The sequence below is a fragment of the Olsenella sp. An188 genome (genome assembly GCF_002160255.1).
Lineage (GTDB): Bacteria > Actinomycetota > Coriobacteriia > Coriobacteriales > Atopobiaceae > Thermophilibacter > Thermophilibacter avistercoris.
In genome coordinates this window covers 1-22,436 of sequence record NZ_NFKF01000005.1, presented here as the reverse complement: position 1 = coordinate 22,436, position 22,436 = coordinate 1, and the positions used below count along the sequence as shown (strand labels likewise).

18 protein-coding genes are annotated in these 22,436 nt (G+C 72.0%); 4 read left to right on the top strand and 14 right to left on the bottom strand.

What is annotated here, in order from left to right; all coding sequences use genetic code 11:
* Positions 1 to 189 precede the first annotated feature (189 nt).
* The 9 genes from B5F23_RS06385 to B5F23_RS06345 all read right to left on the bottom strand — a co-directional run bounded on the left by B5F23_RS06385 (position 190) and on the right by B5F23_RS06345 (position 10,752).
* Positions 190 to 1,317, bottom strand: coding sequence for a UDP-N-acetylglucosamine--N-acetylmuramyl-(pentapeptide) pyrophosphoryl-undecaprenol N-acetylglucosamine transferase (locus B5F23_RS06385; RefSeq protein ID WP_087352927.1), 1,128 nt, complete (start codon positions 1,315 to 1,317; stop codon positions 190 to 192).
* A gap of 10 nt (positions 1,318 to 1,327) precedes the next feature.
* On the bottom strand, positions 1,328 to 2,863 hold the full coding sequence (locus B5F23_RS06380) for an FtsW/RodA/SpoVE family cell cycle protein (RefSeq protein ID WP_087352925.1): 1,536 nt from the start codon (positions 2,861 to 2,863) through the stop codon (positions 1,328 to 1,330).
* A gap of 3 nt (positions 2,864 to 2,866) precedes the next feature.
* Positions 2,867 to 4,279 (bottom strand): UDP-N-acetylmuramoyl-L-alanine--D-glutamate ligase, encoded by a 1,413-nt coding sequence (gene murD, locus B5F23_RS06375; RefSeq protein WP_087352923.1) that lies wholly within the window; start codon positions 4,277 to 4,279, stop codon positions 2,867 to 2,869.
* Positions 4,280 to 4,292: 13 nt separating this feature from the next.
* Complete coding sequence (gene mraY, locus B5F23_RS06370) at positions 4,293 to 5,324, bottom strand: phospho-N-acetylmuramoyl-pentapeptide-transferase (protein ID WP_087352921.1); 1,032 nt, start codon at positions 5,322 to 5,324, stop codon at positions 4,293 to 4,295.
* Positions 5,321 to 6,760, bottom strand: coding sequence for a UDP-N-acetylmuramoyl-tripeptide--D-alanyl-D-alanine ligase (locus B5F23_RS06365; protein ID WP_087352919.1), 1,440 nt, complete (start codon positions 6,758 to 6,760; stop codon positions 5,321 to 5,323). Before B5F23_RS06365 ends, mraY begins: the two co-directional genes overlap by 4 nt.
* Positions 6,761 to 6,777: 17 nt before the next feature.
* The gene (locus B5F23_RS06360) at positions 6,778 to 8,478 is read right to left on the bottom strand and encodes a peptidoglycan D,D-transpeptidase FtsI family protein (RefSeq protein WP_241145814.1); all 1,701 of its coding nucleotides are present in this window, start codon (positions 8,476 to 8,478) and stop codon (positions 6,778 to 6,780) included.
* Between the two features lie 98 nt (positions 8,479 to 8,576).
* Positions 8,577 to 9,068: a cell division protein FtsL gene (gene ftsL, locus B5F23_RS06355; RefSeq protein WP_087352915.1), complete on the bottom strand. Its 492-nt coding sequence runs from the start codon at positions 9,066 to 9,068 to the stop codon at positions 8,577 to 8,579.
* Between the two features lie 223 nt (positions 9,069 to 9,291).
* On the bottom strand, positions 9,292 to 10,278 hold the full coding sequence (gene rsmH, locus B5F23_RS06350; protein ID WP_087352913.1) for a 16S rRNA (cytosine(1402)-N(4))-methyltransferase RsmH: 987 nt from the start codon (positions 10,276 to 10,278) through the stop codon (positions 9,292 to 9,294).
* 12 nt (positions 10,279 to 10,290) lie between these two features.
* Positions 10,291 to 10,752: a division/cell wall cluster transcriptional repressor MraZ gene (locus tag B5F23_RS06345; protein ID WP_087352911.1), complete on the bottom strand. Its 462-nt coding sequence runs from the start codon at positions 10,750 to 10,752 to the stop codon at positions 10,291 to 10,293.
* A gap of 452 nt (positions 10,753 to 11,204) precedes the next feature.
* Here B5F23_RS06345 and B5F23_RS06340 point away from each other — a divergent pair, with 452 nt between their 5' ends.
* Positions 11,205 to 11,816 carry a hypothetical protein gene (locus B5F23_RS06340; protein WP_087352910.1) on the top strand — a complete coding sequence of 204 codons (612 nt, stop codon included), beginning with the start codon at positions 11,205 to 11,207 and terminating at the stop codon, positions 11,814 to 11,816.
* Here B5F23_RS06340 and B5F23_RS06335 read toward each other — a convergent pair.
* The 5 genes from B5F23_RS06335 to B5F23_RS06315 form a co-directional block, all read right to left on the bottom strand.
* Positions 11,813 to 14,230, bottom strand: coding sequence for a tetratricopeptide repeat protein (locus tag B5F23_RS06335; RefSeq protein WP_087352908.1), 2,418 nt, complete (start codon positions 14,228 to 14,230; stop codon positions 11,813 to 11,815). The two genes, B5F23_RS06340 and B5F23_RS06335, sit on opposite strands and share 4 nt — an antisense overlap.
* Before the next feature lie 98 nt (positions 14,231 to 14,328).
* Positions 14,329 to 15,228 (bottom strand): site-specific tyrosine recombinase, encoded by a 900-nt coding sequence (locus B5F23_RS06330; protein ID WP_087352906.1) that lies wholly within the window; start codon positions 15,226 to 15,228, stop codon positions 14,329 to 14,331.
* Between the two features lie 40 nt (positions 15,229 to 15,268).
* The gene (locus B5F23_RS06325; RefSeq protein WP_087352904.1) at positions 15,269 to 16,921 is read right to left on the bottom strand and encodes a CTP synthase; all 1,653 of its coding nucleotides are present in this window, start codon (positions 16,919 to 16,921) and stop codon (positions 15,269 to 15,271) included.
* 247 nt (positions 16,922 to 17,168) lie between these two features.
* Positions 17,169 to 17,813 (bottom strand): response regulator, encoded by a 645-nt coding sequence (locus B5F23_RS06320; protein ID WP_087352902.1) that lies wholly within the window; start codon positions 17,811 to 17,813, stop codon positions 17,169 to 17,171.
* Positions 17,798 to 18,958 carry a sensor histidine kinase gene (locus B5F23_RS06315; protein WP_143786379.1) on the bottom strand — a complete coding sequence of 387 codons (1,161 nt, stop codon included), beginning with the start codon at positions 18,956 to 18,958 and terminating at the stop codon, positions 17,798 to 17,800. Before B5F23_RS06315 ends, B5F23_RS06320 begins: the two co-directional genes overlap by 16 nt.
* A gap of 89 nt (positions 18,959 to 19,047) precedes the next feature.
* On the opposite strand from B5F23_RS06315, the gene B5F23_RS06310 reads away from it, so the two are divergent.
* Genes B5F23_RS06310 through B5F23_RS06300 form a run of 3 tightly spaced genes read left to right on the top strand, consistent with a single transcriptional unit; the run spans position 19,048 to position 22,358 of the window.
* On the top strand, positions 19,048 to 19,986 hold the full coding sequence (locus B5F23_RS06310) for an ABC transporter ATP-binding protein (RefSeq protein ID WP_087352898.1): 939 nt from the start codon (positions 19,048 to 19,050) through the stop codon (positions 19,984 to 19,986).
* 10 nt (positions 19,987 to 19,996) lie between these two features.
* Entirely contained in the window at positions 19,997 to 21,181 is a 1,185-nt protein-coding gene (locus B5F23_RS06305) for an ABC transporter permease (protein ID WP_087352896.1), read from the top strand.
* Complete coding sequence (locus B5F23_RS06300; RefSeq protein ID WP_087352894.1) at positions 21,168 to 22,358, top strand: ABC transporter permease; 1,191 nt, start codon at positions 21,168 to 21,170, stop codon at positions 22,356 to 22,358. The genes B5F23_RS06305 and B5F23_RS06300 overlap by 14 nt, the downstream gene beginning before the upstream one ends.
* Positions 22,359 to 22,436 lie beyond the last annotated feature (78 nt).

The following is a 22,436-nucleotide window of genomic DNA, read 5'->3' as shown; positions in this document are numbered from 1 at the left end:
ACCGACCAGAAGCTGCACGCATTCCGGGCACGTGCAGGTTACGGACGTTCTGGCGGGTCAATCCGACCGGAACCTGCGCGTTCTTCTCGAACATGCAGGTTGCGGACGTTCTTCTCGGCCAAACCGTCCAGAAACTGCACGTGAATCCGAAGTGTGCAGGTTGCGGACGTTCTGGCGGCCGGAGCGCCCCTACCGGCGGGCGGCGGCCTCCACCTCGTCGGCGAGCGCGGCGGCGGCGTCGCTGCCGCCGAGCCCGCGGGCGGCGGCGCGCATCTCGTCGCGGCGGGCGGGGTCGTCGAGCAGGCCGAGCAGGGCGTCCTCGAACTCGGGGGAATCGATCCTGTCGTCGGGCACGAGCACGGCGGCGCCGGCGTCGGTGAGGAAGCGCGCGTTGGTGGTCTGGTGGTCCGCCGTGGCGTGGGGGTACGGGACGAGCAGGCTCGGCACCGCGAGGGCGGCGATCTCTGCGATCGAGGAGGCCCCGGCGCGGCTCACCACGAGGTCGGCGGCCGCGAGCGCCTCCCCCATCCCCGAGATGTAGGGCAGCACCTTCCAGCGGCGCTCCTGCTCTGGCGTGAGCGCGAGGGCCGCCACGGCCTCGTCGAACCCCTCGGCGCCCGTGGACTGGACCACGACGAGCCCCTCGCGCGAGAGCAGCTCCCCCTTCAGGCGCGCGACTCCCTCGTTGATGTGGGCCGCCCCGAGCGAGCCGCCGAAGACGAGCAGCACCGTCTGCCCCTCGCCCACGCCGAGCGCGGCGCGGCCCGCCTCGCGGCTCGCCGTGACGACGCTCCTGCGCACGGGGTTGCCGGTGAGCTCCACCCGGGGCGCGGGCCGCCCCTCGCGCTCGAAGACGGCGCGGGCGGCCGGCACCGAGATGCACACGGCGGCGGCGTGGGGCGCGAGCGCCTTGTTGGCCAGGCCCGGCACCGAGTTCTGCTCGTGGAGCACGTAGGGCACGCCGAGGCGGTGGCAGCAGTTGAGCAGAGCCATCTCCACGTAGGCGCCGAAGCCCACGGCAACGTCGGGGGCGCCCTCGCGCGAGAAGAGCGCGCGGATCTCGCCCTGCGCGCGCCGCATGCGCACGAGCGAGCTCGCGAGCGTCCAGGGACGCGAGCGGTCGAAGCCGCTCACGACGACCGGGACCAGCTCGAAGCCGGCCTCGGGGACGAGGCGCCCCTCGAGCTTGGCCGTCTGCCCGAAGAAGCGCACGTGGTGACCGCGCTCGCGCAGCTCCTCCGCGAGGGCGAGCGCGGGGTTGATGTGGCCGGCGGTTCCGCCGGCAGCGATGGCGACCTCGAGGTTCCTCTCGGCCATGTCCTGCCTCCTATCGCCTGGTCCTCGGGCCCGAGCCGCGCGACGTGCGCAGGCGCTCGGCCGCGCTCGGCCCGAGGTCTATCCTCTTCCTCCCGGACGTCCCCGCGCCGCGCCGGCCCTCGGACGCCCCGCGCGGCGCCCGGGCGCCGCGACGCTCCCCGCCGCCCAGGCGGGCACCGCCCTCGACCACGGTGAAGCCGCGCGACGCCCGGCGTCCGCCGTCCGCGGGCCCGGTCGCGCGCTGCGAGCGCGCCGTGGGCTCGCCCACGAACGAGAGGGCCGGCCCCGCGCCCTCGTCATCTCCCTCCTGGAGCTGCCAGGAGCGGCGCATGCCGTCGTGGGCGGTCTCGGGCAGGCGCGAGTGGCGCGAGACCGACAGGACGAGCCCCAGCAGCACGAAGCTGCCGAGCGTGGACGAGCCGCCGTAGGAGATGAACGGGATCGGCTTGCCCGACATCGGGAACAGGCCGAGCACGCCGCAGACGTTGAGCAGCAGCTGGATGATCACGATCGAGGTGCAGCCCGCGGCCACGAGGCGCCCGGCGAGGTCGGGGGCGTAGCGGGCCACCTGGAAGCCCGCCCACAGGAAGACGGAGAACCCCACGAGCAACCCGATGGTGCCGAGCAGGCCGCACTCCTCGCCTATGACGGCGAAGATGAAGTCGTTGTGGGCCATCGGCAGGTAGGAGTACTTCTGGCGCGAGAAGCCGACGCCCACGCCGAGGAGCCCGCCCGTGCCGAAGGCGTAGAAGCCCTGGACGAGCTGCCAGCCCGCGCCGTAGCGAAACTCGCTGGACTCGGGGTTGAACATGACTATCAGGCGCTGGCGGGAGTAGTCGTCCCTGAGGGATAAGGCCAAGAACCCGACGACGCCGACGACGAGGAGGACGAGCAGCAGGCGCTTGGGCATGCCCGCGAGGTAGCCCATCACCACGAGGGTGAGCGCGACGACCATCGTGGAGCCCTTGTCGGGCTGGATGAGGATGAGCGCGAGCGGCACACCGACTCCGGCGACGAGCAGCTTGACGAACGAGCCCCAGTCGAGCGAGCCCTCGTCGAAGTAGCGCTCCGCGAGGTTGGCCGCCGTCAGGATGATGGCCGCCTTGGCGAGCTCGGACGGCTGCAGGTCAAAGAAGCCGAGGTCGATCCAGCGCGTGGCGCCCATGTCGTTGTCGGTGCCGAGGAAGATGACCGCCACGAGCATGCCCACGGTGACGAGCCAGACGGGCATGAGCAGGCGGCGCACCCACACGTGGTAGTCGACGAAGGCCAGGAAGGCCGCGATGGCCGTGCAGCCCGCGACGAAGATGAGCTGGCGCTTGAGGTAGTAGGCGGCGTCGCCGGTGTCGGAGAGCGCCGAGACGGACGAGGCGGAGTAGACCATGAGCAGGCCGAACCCCACCAGCACGGCGACGGCGGCGAGAAGGACGAGCCGCGGGCGCATGAAGCGCTCCGGCACGCCGAAGATCGTCCGCTCCCCGCGTCCGGCGCGGCCGGGACGGCCCGCGCGGCGCGCGACCGCGCCCTGTGCGCCGAGGCCCCCCATCCGCTAGGCCCCCTCGCCCAGGCGCCTGACGAGCTCCTTGAAGAGCCGCCCGCGCTCGGCCATGTTGGCAAACTCGTCGAACGACGAGCACGCCGGGGAGAGCAGGACCGTCTCGCCCGGGCGCGCCGCGCGCACGGCGGCGTCGAAGGCCTCGCGCAGGTGGGGCGCCCGCAGGACCTCGAGGCGCGCCCCGGAGGCGTCGCGCGCCCGCTCGAGGGCGCAGGCGATGCGCGGCCCCGCCTCGCCGAAGCACACCGCCACGCGGCAGCGCGCGCAGGCGGCGTCGGCGAGCGAGGACAGGTCGGTCATCTTGTCGTGCCCGCCGAGCAGGACCACGACGGTTCCGGCGTCGAAGGCCGTGAGCGCCTTCTCGACCGAGTCGGTGTTGGTGGCCTTGGAGTCGTTCACGTAGCGCACCCCGCCCACCTCGCCGGCCGGCTCGATCCTGTGCTCGATCGGCGAGAAGGACGCGAGGCCGTCGCGGACGCGCTCGGGCGAGGCGCCGAGCTCAAGGGCAACCGACGCGGCGGCGAGCGCGTTCTGGGCGTTGTGCAGGCCGAAGATCTTGAGGTCGGACCTGTCGAGGAGGGCGTGCTCGACGCCGTCGAGGCGCACCACGAGCGTGTCCCGCCGCAGGAAGGCGGCGCAGGCGGAGTCGGGCTCGCGCTCCACGGAGAGCTCGCAGGTGCGCAGGCCCCGCCCCTCGCAGCGCGCGGCGACCGAGCGGCACCACGCGTCGTCGACGGAGACGACGGCGAGGTCGCCCGCGCCCATGTTGGCGAAGGCCCGCTCCTTGGCGGCGGCGTACGCCTCCATCGTGTGGTGCCACTCGAGGTGGTCGGGGGTGACGTTGAGCAGCACCGCCGCACGCGGGCGCAGGCGCTCGGTCGTGGCGAGCTGGAAGCTCGAGAGCTCCGCGACGAACCACTCGCCCTCCCCGCGGTCGGCGAGGGCCTCGGTCGGCGGGGTGCCGATGTTGCCGACGGAGCGCGCCGCCATGCCGGCCTCGCGCATGAGGTGCGTCGTGAGCGAGGTCGTGGTCGTCTTGCCGTTGGTGCCCGTGATCGCGACCCAGCGCCCGGGGCTCTCGCGGAAGGCGAGCTCCACCTCGCCGACCAGCTCGCGCGAGCAGGCGGCCGCCGAGCGCAGGAAGGCCGAGTCGAGCGGGATCCCCGGCGAGGCGACCGCGAGGTCGTAGCTCCCCTCCACCGCCTCGGTCCCGGTGACGACCGAGACGCCCGCGAGCTCGAGCGCGCGCGAGCGCTCGCCGGGGCGTGAGTCGGCACCCCCGTAGAGGGTCACCGAGCTCACCCGGGAGGGCACGAGCGACGCGAGGTGGCGCGCCGCCGACTCGCCGGTGCGGCCGAGCCCGAGCACGAGCACGTCGCCGAGCTGACTGTGCGAGGTCGAGGTCATTCTCGTCACTCCCCTAGCCGAGCTGGAAGTACAGGGCGAAGCCGAGCGCCGCGAAGGCGGCCGACACGATCCAGAAGCGCACCACGACCTTGTTCTCGGCCCAGCCGATCTTCTCGAAGCTGTGGTGGATGGGGGTCATGGGGAAGACGCGCCTGCCCGTGAGCTTGAAGCTCACGACCTGGATGATGACGGAGAGGGCCTCGCAGATGAAAAGGCCGCCCATGACGAGCGAGGTGACCTCGGTCTTGGTGAGCACGGCAAGCGCGGCGAAGGCGGCGCCGAGGGCCAGCGAGCCCGTGTCGCCCATAAAGATCGAGGCGGGGTAGCAGTTGTGCCAGAGAAAGCCCACGCAGGCGCCCGCGATCGCGCCGGCGAAGATGGCGAGGTCGAGCTCGTCGTAGCGGTAGGCGACCATGGCCATGAACAGCATGACGACCATCGTGCAGCCTCCGGCGAGGCCGTCGAGGCCGTCGGTGAGGTTAACGGCGTTGGAGAGGCCCGCCATGAGCAGGAAGACGAAGACGAGGTAGAGCCAGGGGACGGACACCGTGGCGTCGCCGAGCTCGAAGGTGCTCGTGAGCACGCCGAGGTCGACGGCGAGCCCGCCGGGGAAGCTCACGACCGGCGAGATGCCGCAGGCGTTGACCGCCACGAGGCAAAATCCCACCGAGACGAGGATGAGCCCGGCCATCTTCTGCGAGGGGGTGAGGCCGAGCGAGCGGCCGTGCGCGACCGACTCGACGTCGTCGAGCAGGCCAAGCGAGCCGGTGAGCAGCGTGACCGCCACCGCGAGGATGAGCGCGGGCGTCCAGCTCGCGACGAGCGCGGTGGCCACGAGGACGCCCACGAGGATGACGATGCCGCCCATGGTGGGGGTGCCCTGCTTGACGAGGTGGCGCTGCGGGCCGTCGGCGCGGACCTGCTGGCCCACGCCCTCGTGGCGCATGAGGCGGATGAACAGCGGCATCACGAGCCCCGTCACGGCCGCGGCTATCGCGATGGCGAGAAACACCTGGTAGGTGGGATAGGCGGGTATTCCGATCATCGGGCGAGCACTCCCCTCACAAACGCGTCGAGGCCCGCCGCGCGCGAGGCCTTGACGAGCACGACATCACCATCTCCGAGCACGGGCGCCATGACCTCCGTCGCCCTCTCCACGCTGGGGAAGCACTCTATGGCGTCCTCCGAGAGCCCCATCGTGCGCGCGGCCTCGGCCATCTCGCCCGCGAGCTCGCCGCCGACCAGCACGAGCAGGTCGACGCCCTTGGCGGCGGCGTAGGCGCCCACGTAGCCGTGCAGGCGCGCCGCCTCGTCGCCGAGCTCGCCCATCTCGCCGAGGACCGCCACGCGCCGGGTGGCGCCGGGCAGGTCGCACAGCACGTCGAGCGAGGAGGCCATCGAGGCCGGGGCGGCGTTGTAGGAGTCGTCGATCAAGCGCGCACCGCAGGGCGCCTCCACGACCTCGAGGCGCATGTGGGTGGCCGCCATGCGCTCGACGGCGTCCATGGCGACGTCGCGGTCGAGGCCGAGGCGCCAGACGAGCGCGAGGGCGAGCAGCATGTCGTCGACGGCCTTCCTGCCGGGCACGGACGGGGTGACGTGGCGACTCCAGCCGTCCGAGCAGCTCACGAGCGCGCGGAAGCGGCCGTCGCCCACGGCCTCCGCCTCGACGGCGCGCACGTCGTCGCCCTCGGCCGACCCCGCCCACAGCACGTCGACGCCGGCGGGCCCGGCGAAGCCCTCGGCGATGAAGGGGCTGAGGTCCCCCGAGCTCATGAGCGCGAGCGTGGGCGCGAGCTCGCCGTGGGCGCGCATCCCGGAGACGATCTCGGCCTTTGCCCGGGCGATGTTCTCGCGGCTGCCGAGAAGCCCGATGTGGCTCGTGCCGACGTTGGTGACGCAGGCGAGCGTGGGCGTGCAGCAAGCCGCCATGCGCTCGATCTCGTGGAAGTGGTTCATGCCGAGCTCGCAGACGAGCACCTCGCTGTCCTCGGGCGCGGAGAGCACCGTGAGGGGCAGGCCGATGAGGTTGTTGAGGTTGCCGGCCGTGGCGTGGCAGCGGCGCTGCGAGCCGATGGCCGCGGCGAGCATGTCCTTGGTGGTGGTCTTGCCGACCGACCCCGTCACGCCCACGACGACCCACTCGCCGTGGCGCTCGCGCCAGGCGCGCGCCAGGCGAAGGAGGAACTCCTCGCAGTCGCCTCCCTCCGCGCGCAGCAGGGCGCACCCGGCCTCGCGCGCGGCGCTGACGGCCTCGGGGGCGGGCTCAGCGGAGGCCACGACGGCCGCGGCCCCGGAGCGCGCGGCGCCGGCAAGGTAGGCGTTTCCGTCGACGCGCTCCCCGGCGAAGGCGACGAACACGCCCCCCTCGCCCACGGCGCGCGAGTCGATGACGACCTCGCCCGAGACGTCGCGCGTCCCCTCGACGAGAAGCTCCGCGCCCGTGACGCGCGCGATGTCTGGTACGGACATGCTCAGCATGTGGCTACTCCCTGCTCTCACGAAACGGGCTTGACGCCCATGATGCTGACGGTCTGGGCCATGACGTCGTGGAACACCTTCGCCGCCGAGGCCGAGGCGAGGTGCGGAAGGTGGTTCAGACCCACGTAGACGAGCGCCTCGGGGGAGTCGGCGTTGACGAAGCCGCACAGCGACGCAGTGAAGTCGTACGCGCCGTAGCCGCCCTCCTCGGACGCCTGCTCGCCCGTGCCCGTCTTGCCCGCAACGTCGTAGCCCTCCACCTGGCCGTTGCGGCCGGTTCCCTCCTCCATGACGGTGCGCATGACGCTCGTCTCCATGTCGGCCGCCTCGGCGGAGATGACCGGGTCGCCGAGGGGCCAGGAGGCCTCCTCCCCGCCCTTGGAGACGAGGAAGTGGGGCGTCGACGGGACGCCGTCGTTGGCCACCGCGCTGTAGGCGCGCACGAGCTGGACCATCGGGATGGAGACCGCCTGGCCGAAGGCCATCGAGCCCGCCGTCGCGCCGTCGTACTCGTCGAGGGACTTGACGATGCCGGCGGTCTCGCCGGGGAAGTCGATCCCGGTCGCGCTCCCGATCCCGTAGCGCGCCACGCCCTCGGAGAAGCGCTGCGCGCCGATCACGTCCTGGACCAGGAGCGACATGGCCGTGTTGGAGGAGCGCCGCATCATCTCGCGGACGTCCATGTCCTCGGTGTAGTCGCGGTTGTCGTCGTCGGTGACGTAGTCGTCGCCCACCAGGACCGCGGCGGGGACGGTGTAGACGGAGTCGGGGTTGAACAGCCCCAGGTCAAAGCCGATGGAGGTCGTGAGCACCTTGAAGACCGAGCCGGGCTCGTAGGCGCTCGAGACGAGCTTGAGGCTGAGCTCCTCCATGGTGTCGGAGATGTTGGAGAAGTCGGGCAGCGGGGTCGAGCACGCGGCGAGGATCTCGCCGGTCCGCGGGTCGGTGACCATGACCGACCCCGACGCCGCGTCGTAGGTCTCGGGCGCCTCGCGGATGATCTCCTCGCAGGCCTGCTGGAGGTCGATGTCGATCGAGATGACGAGGTCGGTGCCGTCCTTGGCCTCGGTGACGCTCGAGGCCCCTCCCGCGATGGGGGTGCCGTCGGCGCCGGTCTCCATGATCATCTCGCCGTCGGTGCCGGTGAGGACGTCGTCGTAGTAGAGCTCGAGGCCCGAGAGGCCCTTCCCCTCGGTGCCCACGTAGCCGAGCACCTGCGCCCCCACGTTGCCGTAGGGGTAGACGCGCTTCGTGTCGTCGAGGTAGTAGACCCCCTCGAGCTCGAGCTCGGAGAGCCGCTCGGAGATCCTGGACGCCACGTCGGTGTCGACCTGGCGCTTGAGGTAGACGAAGGTGGTCTCCTTGGTGAGGAGCTCCATGAAGGCGCTCTTCTCGCCGCCGAGCTCGTCCACGAGCACGTCTGCGACGCCCGAGGGGTCCGTCACGACGCTGGGGTTGGCGTAGACGGTCTTGCAGTCCTCGCTCATGGCGATGACGTTGCCGTTGCGGTCGTAGATGGTGCCGCGGCGGGCGCGCAGGGTCGCGACGTTGGTGGTCTGCTCCGCCGCAGCGGCGGCGAGGCGGGGCCCGTCGATGAGCTGGAGCCACACGAGGCGCGCCGCCACGATGCCGAGAAGCGCGGTGAAGGCGCGCCGGGTCACGGCGAGGCCGTGGTCGGCGCCCCCGCTGCCGGAGCCGCCGGGCCTCGAGGCCCTCACGCGATATCGCGCACGAGAGGCCTCGTCGTACGAGGCCTCCGGATGGTTGCTCCGCCTGGGGCGGCTCTGTCTGTCCCTTGTGCTCACGAGGAACCAGTCTACGACACGTCAGAGGGCGCGCCCGCATCTTCGCCCGTCTGCGCAGCTTCCCCATCAGGGGCCGCCGCGTCGGCCGAATCGTCCTGGAGCGTGACGCGCACGGACTCGGTGGGCAGCACCATCCCGTAGTTCTGGGTGGCGATGCGGCTGATGCGCGCGTTGCTCGAGAGGACGGAGCGCTCGATCCTGAGCTGCTCGTTCAGGGTCTGCGCCTCGCTGATCTGCTCGCTGAGGGAGGCGTTTGAGGTGAGCAGCGCCACCGTGGCGGAGGTGATGGCGACGCGCGCCATGCCCAGGACGACGAGGACCGCCGCGAGGGCCACCACGGCGCGGACGCGGGCCACGAAGCGCGGGGAGACGCCGGCGCGGGCGCGGGCGTCAAGCCCGCCGCCGGTGACGACCTCGAAGGACGGGCGCTGCTCCACCTGGGTGCGCTCGCGCCTGACCTCGGTCGCGCTCATGTTGTATGCCTCGGATCCCTGGTACCTCATTGCGATTCCTCGCTCTTGGGCGGCTTGGCCGCGCGTGCTGACGATACGGCAGGTACGCTGGGAACTTGAGGGTTACTTGATGCTTAGTCTCAAGTTGTTCTTAAGCGACCTTAAGGGTTGGTTCAGACTGTGGTTTCCTACGTTCGTTGCGTGTTGGTGGTGCGTTTAGGGTGCGTTGGTGGTGCGGTGGTGCCTCGTTTGCTATGTAGACGGCTCTCGCCGGCTACCTCCTCCTTGCCCCCTGGGGCGCGCCGGGGTCGTCGAGCCTGACCGCCACGCGCATGAGGGCGCTGCGCGACCTCGGGTTGGCCGCGACCTCCTCGTCGGAGGCGACGAGGGGCCTCTTGGTCCTGACCCTGACTATCGGCACGTGGCCGCACACGCAGACCGGAAGGTCCGGCGGGCAGGTGCACCCCTGCGAGAGCTCCGAGAAGACGTGCTTCACGATGCGGTCCTCGAGGGAGTGGTAGGAGATGACGCAGATCCTCCCGCCCGGGTTGGCCCATCGGACCGCAGCGCGAAGGCCACGGTCGAGGACGTCGAGCTCGTGGTTGACCTCGATGCGCAGCGCCTGGAAGGTGCGTCGGGCGGGGTGCCCGCCGGTCCTTCTCGCCGCCGCGGGAATCGCGGCCTTCACGACCTCTACCAGCTGGAGCGTGGTCTCGATCGGCGCCTTGGCGCGGGTCTCGACGATGCGACGCGCGATGCGGGACGCAAAGCGCTCGTCGCCGTATACGCGAAGGATTCGGGCGAGGTCTGCTTCGTTGTAGGTGTTCACGACCTCTGCTGCGGTTAGGGTGTTGTTACCCGAACTCATTCGCATGTCCAAGGGCGCGTCCTCGTGGTACGAGAAGCCGCGCTCCGGGATGTCGAGCTGGGGGGACGATACGCCGAGGTCGAACAGGAAGCAGTCGACCCCGGGCACCTCCGCCTCGACGAGAAGATCGTCGAGGTCCCCGAAGTTGCCCCTGAGGGTGCGGACGCTCGCCTCGGGCACCTCGCGCGCGATGCGCTCGGTGGCCGCCGCGAGGGCCATGTCGTCCTGGTCGATGCCAAGCGACAGGCCGTCCGGGGCCACGCGGCGCGCGAGCTCGACGGTGTGTCCCGCGCCTCCAAGCGTGCAGTCGCAGGTCACCTCCCCCGGCTGGGGGTCGAGCTCGGCGAGGACCTCGGCGAGCATCACGGGTACGTGCCGATATTCTGCTGTCAAGACCCTCACCCCCTAGTCGTGGTAGAGCAGAGCGTCGAGCTCGTCCTCGAAGCTCTCCTGCGTCGCGTTCCACCTCTCGGTGTTCCACACCTCGAAGTGGTCCCCGGCGCCCGCGACCGTGACGTCGGCCGTGAGCCCGAGCCGCTCGCGCGTGCCAGCCTTGGCGACATCGAGCTTGCCGAGGGCGACGCGGCCGGCGGAGTCGATGTCGACCTCCACGGCGCTCGCCCACAGGCGGGACTTCAGCTGAACGTCCTTGCGGCTGCGGGAGTCGAAGCGGTCCACGCCGTTCTCGATGAAGAGGCCGTCGATGAACTTCTCGAGACCCGCTGGGGTGAAGCCGTTCACGCACTCCTTCATCGGGAGAAGGTATATCGTCTTCTTGTCGCCCTCAACGAGCTGCTTGCGAAAGACGGCGGGCAGGGTGACGCGAGCCTTGGCATCCACGGTCATCGGATACGACCCGGCAAGCATGCCACCCTCCCTTCGAGACGAAGAACCAGCCCCGACCGGAGCGTGGGAATACTATAGCGCAGGCGACACACTTCGGGACACTAAAAAACACTTTGCTGCACTTTGTGGTTGAAATACGGGTCTGAGCGGTTTTCTGACTCGGTGAGACCCCAGATGTTGCGGCTTGACGCCTCCTGAGGCACAAGTGCGGGGGCGACGTTCGACTTTCTGGGAAACGTATTGTGTGAGTGACGTGAATCCCCAGCTCACAGGCCAAATGGGTCAGCTGCTGGCGAGAGAAGCGCAGCTCAGGAGGCTCCCATGCGCCGTCCCAGGCACCGCGGTGGGGCGTCGTCCCAAGCGCGGTGGGGCGCCGTCCCCGCCCCCCGCGGCGATCGCCCCTCCGGCCACCGACGCCAGGAGGGGCGCGCCTCCGGAGGTGGTAGGCTTCCAGCATACTGAAAGGAGCCACCATGACATCCCGACGCGCCTTCGTCCTTCTGTCCGCCGCGCTGTGCGCGGGGCTCTGCTCGTGCTCCACCCCACCCGCAGCCGAGCCCGCAGCAGACCTCGACCCCCCGGAGGAGGCGACCGTGCACGTGCTCTTCCCGGAGACGTTCCTTGCGTTTTGCGGACTCGAGGCGGATGAGGTCGTCGAGGACTTCCGCGGGGGCGACATCCCGGCGGCCGTGGACGCCGTCGAGCAGGACGGCGCCGTCCTGCTCACCCTCACCGACGATCAGCTTCTAGAGCAGGTCGCGACCTGGGAGGACGAGATCGAGGAGCGCCTCGACTCGCTGCGCTCCAGCCAGAGCGTCATCTCGGCAGAGGTGGGCGACGACCTGCGGAGCGTGCGCGTCACGGCGCTTCCCTCCCTCGTTGACGACACCCAGGCCGGCGTCGACATCTACATGATCATCGGGGGCTGTGGCTATCTGCAGATCTTTGACGGCCGGCAGGACTGGAGCGTGGAGCTTGCCATCGTGGACTCCGACACGGGGGCCGAGGTCGCGTGCGGGACGCTCCCCGAGGAGGGGGTTACCATCAGCGCGGAGATCTGGGAGCAGGCCACGGGAGGCGCCTAGCACCTCTCGAGGGAGTCAGCCACGTCCATGAGGGCGTCGTCGCGCCTGAGCTCCGCCACGCACGCCACGAGCTCGCGAGCCGGGCGGAAGAGCCCCGCGTCGACGCACGCGCCCGTGGCCGCGGCAAGGCGCGAGAGCATCGCGTCGGCCGAGACCTCCGGAAGGCCGGCGGCACGAAGCTCGCGCACGACCGCCTCCCCCGAGAAGGCCGACGGGTTGATTCGGCGCGCCGCGAGCGTCTCGTGGGCCGCCCCGGCCAGCCTCCCGTACTCGCTCCTCGCCGCCGCCACCATGGGCCCGCCGAGCTCGATGGAGCGTCGGTAGCAGGCGAGCGCGGCGACCTCCAGGCCGAGGCGGCGCTCGACCGAGGCGAGCCGGTACAGGTACAGACCGGCGTCCGAGGCGCACGCGCAGCGCGCGCAGGCGTCGGACAGCAGGCGGGCGGCCTCGTCGAGCCGCGAGAGGGCAACGAGGCAGTCCGCCCGCACGATCTGGGCGGGAGGGCGCAGCGGGCCGAGCTCGCAGGCGCGCTCGGCGTGGGCGAGCGCCTCGGCGGGACGCGCGAGCTCGAGCAGGATCCGGGCCGAGGCCATGTGCGCCTGGTAGCAGGCCTCCGGGGCGAGCCGGACGACCCGACCGTCCGCGAGGCCGAGGTTGTAGGCGACGCGCTCGGCACGGGACCCGAAGGAGCGCCAGACGGTGCCCTCGTCGTCGCGGCAGCGGGCGTCGACGGCCTCGAGCTCGCGCTCGAGCGCGGCGAGGGCGAGTTCGAGGTCGTCGGGGTCTGCCCCCTCCCCGTCTCGTGCGGAGAGCGCCGAGCGCGAGCGGCTCACGGCAGCCTCGAGCGGCGTTCCGGCCACGAAGACCTCCATGACCCCCTCGGCGTCCGAGGCGTCGAGGGCCCCGGAGACGAGCGAGCGCGCCGTACGGTCGCACGCGTCGGCCACCGTCTCGTCCTGGGTCTGCCCGCGTAGCGAGACAAGCTCCGAGACGAGGTCCTCGGTCGTGCCGCCAAGGTGGCCGGCGACGCGGCCCCACGCCTCGAGGCGCGGCGCGTCCTCCTCGACGCCGAGGTCGCAGACGCGCGAGACTCCGCAAGCGCGCACGAGGGGCTCGGGAGCGGGCGCGCCGTCGAGCTCGACGGCGCGATAGCGCCCGGAGGGGCAGAGGGACTCGTCGTCGAGGGACACGACGGGCTCGACCTCGCCGAGCCAGCCGTCCTCGCGGGGGGCCACCCTGAGCGAGGCCCCCGGGCTCGGGATCCCGCGGTCGCGCTCCGCCGCCGCCATGCGCCCGAGCGTCGAGCGAGAGAGCTCCAGGGAGAGCACGACCTCGTCCCCGCCGAACTCGCCGCAGTTCACGACCACGCGCCGGACGCGCGGCACGGCCTCGAGCGCCGTGCGGCCGATCAGCAGGGCCAGGTCGTAGGCGTAGGCGCGCCCCGCGTCCACGCGCCCCTCGGCGGGAAGGAACGAGAAGGCCCCCGGGCGCGGGACGTGCGCCTCCGCGACGAGGACGGCCTCGTCGACGCAGAGCCTGAAGGACACCTCGGTCCGAAACGGAGTGGGGAGGTTCTCGAGGGCGTCCGCGAAGGCGAGGCGGGAGACCCACTCCCCGTCCGGGTCAGCGCCCGCGGAGAGGTCCGTCACGAAGCGGCTGCCGAGGTGCTCGACGGGAGACGCGTCCGCCACCGCCGCGAGCAGCGCCCCCACGCGCTCGTCGGTCGACGAGACGCCCTCAGGCCACGCGGCGCGCGCCGCGTCGGCCCCGAGGTTGAGCGCCGCCTCTACGGCGAGCGTGCGGTCGAGGTCCTCGCGAGAGGGCCATGGGTCCTCGGAGGCGAGCCACCAGCGCCCGTTGCGCGCGAGCTTGCGCGCCGAGAGGCGAGGCCCGGACTCCCCCGAGCAGGTGCGGCGGACGAGCTCAAGCTGGTCGTCGCCGAACGCCTCCGGGGTCTCGCGCACGAGGTAGGCAAGGGTCGAGAGGACGTTCTCGGCTCGTGGGAGCACCTGGTCGAGGGCGGAGACGCCGCCCGGGCGCGGAGAGGGCGTCGCAGACGGGGCGGGGCGGGTCTCGGGCCGCGGGCTGGGCTCGGGCTGCGGGCGGGACTCGGGCTGCGGGCGCGCCTCGGGACGGACGCGCGCCGGACCGGCGGGGGCGCCCGGGCGAGCCTCGACCCCGGACGCGCCGCGGCGCCGTCCGGCAATCTCGAACACGCCGTACGCCACGAGCGCGGCCCCGACGATGATTCCCGAGGCGACCGTGCGCATGTCCCTGCGGTCGGACAGGTCCAGCGTGTCATAGCTTCCCGTGAGCGAGGCGAAGAGGAGCGCCGAGGCTCCCAGTACGAGCGCTCCGAGCGCGACGGCGGCCGGCCCGAGCCACGCGGGGGCGCGCCCCTCCCTTTTCCCCATCTGGTCTCCTCCACCTCGAGGCGTGCACGTGCCCAGAGTCTACACCACCCCCACGCCCCGGGCCCGACGCCCGTGCCCCCTTCGGGCGGGCGGCATGCTCAGGCCCGCCGAGCGCGCGGGTGGGCCTCGAGGTACACGCGCCGTATGTGGCTGCGGTCCACGTGGGTGTAGAGCTGGGTCGTCGCTATGTTGGCGTGCCCGAGGAGCTCCTGCACGGCCCGCAGGTCGGCCCCGCCCTCGAGCAGGTGGGTCGCGAAGCTGTGGCGCAGCGTGTGTGGGTGCAGGCCGGGGAGGCCCGCGACGCGACCGTACTTCTCGACGATCGAGTGCACGCTCTGGCGAGAGAGCCGCCCCCCGCGGACGTTGAGGAAGACCGCCTCGCAGGGACGGCGGCCGGCGAGCGCGCCGCGGCCGCGGTCGAGGTAGGAGGAGAGCGCCGAGGCCGCCGCGCCGAGGACGGGGACCACGCGCTCCTTCTCCCCCTTGCCGACCACGCGGAGCAGCCCCTCGTCGAGCAGGGTCGCGCGCAGGTCGAGCCCCGTGAGCTCGCTCACGCGCAGCCCGCAGCCGTAGAGGACCTCGAGGATCGCGTGGTCGCGAAGGCCCGTCGGCGTGGAGGGGAACGGCTGGTCGAGAAGGCGCGCCGCCTGCTCCACGGAGAGCACCTCCGGGAGGCGCTCCGGCTTGGCGGGAAGCGGCAGGTCGGAGGTCGGGAAGGCGGAGCAGATCTCGTCGGCCACCATGAAGCGGTGGAACCCCTTCACGGCCGAGACCGCGCGCTCGACCGACGCCGGCGCGAGGCCCGCCTCGACAAGGGCCGCCACGTGCCCCTCCACGAGGGGGCGGGTCACGTCCTCGGGGTCGCCCACGCCGCGCTCGGCAAGCCAGGCCACGTAGCGCTCGAGGTCGCGCCCGTAGGCCGCCACGGTGTTGTCCGAGCTCCCACGCTCCACGGCGAGATATCCCAGGTACTCCTCGCGCGCGCGGGCGAGGTCCATGCGCGCGCCCCCGTGCCCGGGGGTCCGCCCCTCCCCCACGCTAGTCGACTACGGGCGTCACGTCGTGCCGGTCCACGCCCTCGTGGCGCGCGATCGCGGCGCGCACGAACTCGCGGAACAGCGGCGCCGGGCGGTCCGGGCGACTCTTGAACTCGGGGTGCGCCTGGCTCGCCACGAACCACGGGTGCACGTCCTCGGGAAGCTCGACCATCTCCACGAGCCGCTCGTCCGGCGAGAGGCCCGATATCACGAGGCCCGCCTCGGTGAGCTGGTCGCGGAAGGCGTTGTTGACCTCGTAGCGGTGACGGTGGCGCTCGTAGATGAGCGGCTCGCCGTAGGCCTCGGCCGCGAGCGTGCCGGCGGCCACCTTGCACGGGTAGGCTCCCAGGCGCATGGTGCCGCCCTTGTCGGTAACGTCCTCCTGGTCAGGCATGAGGTCGATCACGGGGTAGGCGCAGTCGGGCACGAACTCGCGCGAGCTCGCCCCCTCCAGTCCGCAGACGTCGCGGGCGAACTCGCACACGGCCACCTGCAGGCCCAGGCAGACGCCCAGGTAGGGCACCTTGAGCGTGCGGGCTCGGTGCGCCGCGCAGATCTTGCCCTCGATGCCGCGCAGGCCAAAGCCGCCCGGCACCAGGATGCCGTCGGCGTCGCCCAGGACCTCCTCGACGTTGTCCTCGCCGAGCGCCTCGCCGTCCACGAGCCTGATGTCCACGTGGCGGCCGAACATCACGCCGGAGTGGTGCAGCGCCTCGATGATGGAGAGGTAGGCGTCCGGCAGCTGGGTGTACTTGCCCACCACGCGGATGCGCGTGACGTCGTCCTTCTCGTTTGCCTCGTGCATGGCGCTCGTGAAGCGGTACCAGCCCTCCATGTGGCTCTCGCGCGGCTCCAGGCCCAGGCGCTCGCAGACCTTGAGGTCAAAGCCCTGCTCGGCGAGAAGCGCCGGCACGTCGTAGATCGAGGCGCAGTCGGTGTTCTCGAAGACGCAGTCGGCCTCGACGTCGCAGAAGCTCGCGATCTTGGCGCGGATGTCGGCGCCCACCTCGTGGTCGGAGCGGCAGACGATGAAGTCCGGCTGGATGCCCATGGAGCGCAGCTCGCGCACGGAGTGCTGGGTGGGCTTGGTCTTGACCTCGTGGGCGGCGGCGATGTAGGGCACGAGGCTCACGTGGATGAGGCAGAAGTCGGCCTCGCCCTTCTCCTTGCGGAACTGCCGGATGGCCTCCACGAAGGCCTGGCCCTCGATGTCGCCGATGGTGCCGCCGAGCTCGGTGATCACCACGTCGGCGCCGGTCTGCTCCTCGATGCGGCGGAAGCGCTCCTTGATGGCGCCCGTGACGTGCGGGATCACCTGCACGGTGCCGCCGAGGAAGTCGCCCGCGCGCTCGCGGCGGATGAGGCTCTGGTAGATGGCGCCGGTGGTGAAGTTGGAGTTGCGCGTGAGGTTCTCGTCGATGAAGCGCTCGTAGTGGCCGAGGTCGAGGTCGGACTCGTAGCCGTCCTCGGTGACGAAGACCTCGCCGTGCTGGAACGGGCTCATCGTGCCCGGGTCCACGTTGAGGTAGGGGTCGGCCTTCTGCATCATGACCTTGTAGCCGCGTGCCTTGAGGAGGCGCCCGAGCGAGGCAGCCGTGATTCCCTTGCCCAGGGACGAGACGACGCCGCCGGTGACGAAGATGTGCTTTGACATGAGGTGACCTTCCCGTGAGAGTTCGTTTCCACGGGCCTCCATGATAGTGCGGCGCGCCCCGCGCGGCTCCGCTGCCCGCCGATTCTGACGCAGACGCGAAACATTGGCTTACGGGCGAGAAACACGTGCAGGTTGCGGACGGTTTCGCGGGCCGAAGCGACCGGAAGCCGCACGTTCTTCTCGCACGTGCAGGTTGCGGACGGTTCAGCCGAGAAGAACGACCGGAAGCCGCACGTCCCGCGGCGCGCTACCGCAGGGCGCGCCAGTAGGCAACCGCGATCTGCGTGCGGTTGCGAAGCCCCAGCTTGGCGAGGATCTGGCTGATGTGGTTGCGCACCGTCCCCTCGCCCATGTAGGCCGCCGCGGCAACCTCCCGGTTGTCGAGGCCCTCCGCCACGAGGCGCACGACCTCGCGCTCGCGCGCCGTGAGCTGCGGGAACATCGCGGCGAGGTCAGGCTCCTCCGCGCCCTTCTCGCCGGACGACGCGCCGAGGGCCACCGCGCGCTCCAGGACCTCGCCCTCCAGCACGCTGCGGCCGGCCATGACCGCGCGTAGGGCCGGCGCCACCCCGCCCACGTCCTGCTTGATGAGGTAACCCGAGGCGCCGAGCGCCAGCGCGCGCACGATGTACTCGTCATCGGAGAACGTGGTGAGGAAGACCACGCGCGGGGGGTGCGGGGCCGCCAGGATCTTCTCGGCCGCGGCGAGGCCGTCCGTGCCCGGCATCTGGATGTCGAGAAGGACCACGTCGGGCGCGAGCTCGGACGCCAGGCGCGCGGCCTCAGCGCCGTCGGCGGCAAGGCCCACGACCTCGATGTCCTGCTGGGCGCCGAGCACGATCTCAAGCGACGACGTGATGACCGCGTCGTCGTCGGCTATGACAACCCGCATCCTGGCTCCTCTCGCCGCGGGACGCTTGCGAAGACCACCCAGCCGCCGCGCTCCCCCGGGCCGGCCCGGAAGGCGCCGCCGAGCGCACGGACGCGCTCCTCCATCGAGGCGAGCCCCATCCCCGCGCCCGCCGACGCTCCCGCGACCGACGCGGTCCCGTCGTCGGCCACCCGCAGCCGCCAGAGCCCCGGGTGCTCCGCGAGCTCCACGCTCACGTGACGGGCGTCGGAGTGGCGCAGGGTGTTCGAGAGGGCCTCGCGCACCACCGCCAGCAGGCAGCTCGTCACCGCCGGCGGCGCGTCGGCCGCCTCCGCCCGGCAGCTCACCTCGACCCCCGACCCCGCGCAGGCGGCCTCCGCCGCCGCGCGCACCTGGACGGAGAGGTCGCAGCTGTCGTCGCGCAGGTCGTGCACGCTCGCGCGCACCTCGTCGAGCGCCTCGCGCAGCGTGGCCGCCACCGCCGCGAAGCCCCCCTCGCACGGCTCCCCCGCGTGGACCACGCGCTGCGCCTCCGCCTGCACGACCGCGCGCGTGAGCAGGTGCCCCACGCTGTCGTGGATCTCCCGGGCGATGCGCGCCCGCTCGGAGAGCGTGGCGAGGCGCACCTCGTAGTCCTGCGCGTCTATGAGGTCGCGGTTGCGCGCCTCGAGGGCAAGCTCGCGCTCGCGCAGGGCGTCGGCCGCGCGCAGGTTCTCCGCACGGCTCTCGAGCGCGCGACGCGTGCGCTCGGACAGGAGCGCGGCAACGAGCACGGCGAGAAGCGCGACGAGGGCCGCGGGCGCCACGAGCCCGCCACGCCAGGTCGCGACGAGCGGCAGGAGCGCGCACGCGGCGGCGAGCCGGCGGGTGCGGAGGTCGGCGGCGAGGTCGTAGGCGACCGGCGCCACGAAGGCGCTGGCAACCGGCACCGCGAGCGAAAGCGCCGCGTAGGCCACGGCTGGCGCCACCCTCCAGCGCCCCGGCACCAGCTCGGCGACAAACGCGCAGGCCAGCGCCACGAGCAAGGCGGCCACGACGTCGGCGCCCGTCCCCGTGAGCGCCAGCGCCCCCGCGCAGCACGCCACCACCACGAACTTGTCGACGATTCTCTCCATGCGGGCGATTCTAGCAGGCGCGGCGCGGGCGGCACCCGTGACATCTGTCACGCCCCGCCCGCCCTTCTCGTGACATACGTCACTTCCGGGCGCGCGGCCGTCGGCGCACACTTGGGCCACCGACCGCATAAGGAGGAGACATGACCGACATCGTGCGCGTGGAGGGGCTCGTGAAGCGCTACGGCCAGACGCTGGCGCTCGACCACCTCGACCTCGCCGTGGCCCGGGGGGAGATCTTCGGCCTGCTGGGCCCCAACGGCTGCGGCAAGACCACGGCCATCAACTGCATACTGCAGCTGCTCACCTACGACCGCGGCACCATCGAGCTCTTCGGCGAGCCGATGGCGCCCTCCCGCCACGACCTCAAGCGGCGCATCGGCGTGGTCCCGCAGCAGGTGGCCGTGCTCGACGAGCTCACCGTGCGCGAGAACGTGGACGCCTTCTGCGCGCTCTACGTGCCTGCGCGCGCCGAGCGCCGCCGTCTGGTGGACGAGGCGCTCGACTTCGTGGGCCTGACCGAGCACGCGGACAAGCGCCCGCGCAGGCTCTCGGGCGGCCTGGCGCGCCGGCTCAACATAGCCTGCGGCATCGCGCACCGGCCCGAGCTGCTCTTCCTCGACGAGCCCACCGTGGCCGTTGACCCGCAGAGCAGAAGCGCCATCCTCGACGGCATCTGCCGCCTGCGCGACGAGGGCGCCACCGTGGTCTACACGAGCCACTACATGGAGGAGGTCGAGCAGATCTGCGGGCGAGTCATGATCATGGACGCCGGGCGCGCCATCGCGCAGGGTACCTGCGACGAGCTCAAGCGCCTCATAGACGCCGGCGAGAAGATCGTGGCGCAGACGGGGCCCCTCGCCCCCGAGACGCTCGCGCGCCTGGAGGCGCTGCCGTGCGTGAACCGCGCCTCCTACGCCGACGGCGAGCTGCGCGTGGACTGCGCGCCGGCCGCCCACGCGCTCGTGGACGTGCTCGAGGAGCTGCGCGCGGCCGGGGTGAGCTGCGGGCGCGTCTGGAGCGAGCCGCCCACCCTAAACGACGTCTTCCTCGAGCTCTGCGGCCGCGAGCTGCGCGACTAGGGGGTGTGCCGTGAAAGACGTGCTCTCGCTCCTGCGCTTCGACCTCGCCCAGGCGCTGCGCAACCGCGGCGTGGTCATCTGGGTGCTGCTGTTCCCGCTGCTTCTGGCCACGGTCTTCGTGTTCATGTTCGACGGCTACGCCTCCGGGAACGTGGACCACGCGGCGCGCGTGGGCGTGGTCTCGGACGGCTCGGCGGCCGCCGACGAGCTCACCGCCGTGCTGGACGAGCTCGCCTCCGGCGAGGACGCGGTCCTCGAGGTCGTGACCTACCCCGACGAGGCCAGCGCCGCGGCGGGGGCGGAGGCCGAGGAGGTCTGCGCCTACGTGGTGGCCTCGGCGGACGCCGCGCCGCGCATGGAGGTGCCCGCCCGCTCCACCGGGACCGTGGACCAGGCGGTGGTGCAGCTCGCGCTCGAGCGCTACCTGCAGGTCTCCGCGACGATGGCCGCGGTGGCCGAGGCCGACCCGGCAGCCCTCTCCTCCGCGGACGCCGCGACCCGCCTCGCCGAGGCCCTCGCCGGAGACGATGTGCTCACCGAGCGCCTCTCCGTCCTGCGCACCGAGTCGAGCGAGTTCGCGCGCTACTACTACGCGATGCTCGGCTTCTCGAGCCTCATGGGCGCGCAGGTGGCGCTGCTGCTCGTGGTCACCAAGCGCGCGGACGGCTCCCCGGAGGGCGCCCGGCGCCAGCTCGGCGCGCTGAGCCCGGTCCGCCAGCTCGCAGCCGCGCTTCTCGCCGCGTGGATCGTGGTCTTTGCGTGCCTTGTGGTGGCGTTCGTCTACATCCGGCTCGTCGCGGACGTCTCCTTCGGCGGGCGAGAAGGGCTTGCCGTGGCGGCCTGCGCCGCGTGCGCGCTCGTGAGCTGCGCCATCGGCACCCTCATCGGCTCGATCCCGCGCCTGTCCACATCTGCCAAGGACGTCATCTGCACCATCGCCACGATGGGCCTCTCGCTTCCGGCGGGCCTCTTCGGCACGCCGTCGCTGGAGCTTGCCGACTGGCTCTCCCTCCACCTGCCCTGGGCGCAGGCGATAAACCCGGCGGTGCAGGTCGGCGAGGCCTTCTACCGCCTGGCGTTCTACGACTCGCTCGCACCGTTCGCCCAGTCCGTGGGCACGCTCCTGGCCATCTCCGCCGCGCTCTTCGCCGTGGCGGCGCTCTTCATGAGGAGGCAGCGCTATGCAGCTCTTTAGACTCGCCGGGCGCGTGGTCCTGCGTCACCGCGCCCTTCTCGCCCTGTACGTGGTCATGCTCGGGGCCTTTGGCTGGCTCATGGCGTCCTACGTGGGCACGGGATCGAGCTCATACGAGGCCGCTCGGCCCACCATCGCCGTGATCGACCGGGACGGCTCCGCGGTGTCGGAGGCGCTCTCCGACTACGCCGCCGAGGCGGGCGAGCTCGTGGAGCTGCCCGACACCGCATACGCGCTGCAGGACGCGGCCGCCAAGGACCTGGCCAACTACGTGCTCGTCATTCCGGAAGGCTATGGGGAGGCCCTCGAGGCGGCGGCCCGCGGGGGCGCCGAGATGCCCGCGCTCGAGTGCGTGGTGAGCTACAGCGACGCGCGCGGCTCGCTCGCCGGCCAGCGCGTGCGCGCCTACGCCCAGCAGCTCTACGCGCTTCTCGCCGAAACGGGGCTCTCCGTCGAGCAGGCCGTGGCCTGCGCCGAGGAGGCGCGGGCGTCGGAGGGGGCACGGCTGGAGGTGGGCGTCATCGCGTCCGGCGACTCCGGGGCGCTGCCGACGAACTACCTCGTCTTCATGCAGTTCTCGACGTACGCCCTCTTTGGCGGGACGGCCATCCTCATCGCGTGCGGGCTGCGCTCGCTCGGGCGCGACCAGCCGGTCACGGCGCGCCTGCTCGCGGCCCCGGTATCCGACGCGGCGCGCGGGACCCAGCTCGCGCTCGCCTGCCTCGTCGTGGGCCTCGCGGTCTGGGCGGCGATGGGCGTGCTCGGAACGCTCTGGTGCGCAGGTTCGCTGGCGGGCACGGACGTGCGGCTCGTGCTGCTCGCGCAGGTGCCGCTCCTGGCCCTGGCCTGCGTGGGCGCCGCGTACGGCTACCTGCTCTGGGGCCTCGGGGCCACCGGCGACCTCGCGCACGCGGCGGGCAACATGGGCTCGATGGTGCTCACGTTCCTGGGCGGCACCTGGGTCCAGCAGGCCAACATGGCAGCGGCGGTGACGGCCGTGGCGCGGCTCACCCCCATCTGGTGGGTCATCCACGCCATGAGCGCGGTGTACGCGGCCGACGGCCTCACCGGCGAGCTCGTGGAGAGCGTGCTCGCGCAGTCCGCGATCGTGGCCCTCTTCGCCGTGGCGATCGCGGCGGCCGGGACCGCGCTGGCTCGCACCCGGGCGCGGTCCTAGGCGGCGAGAAGAGCGTTCTTCTCGCCAGACGGCGAGGTGCGTGCAGGTTGCGGACGGTTCGGCCGAGAAAAGCGTCCG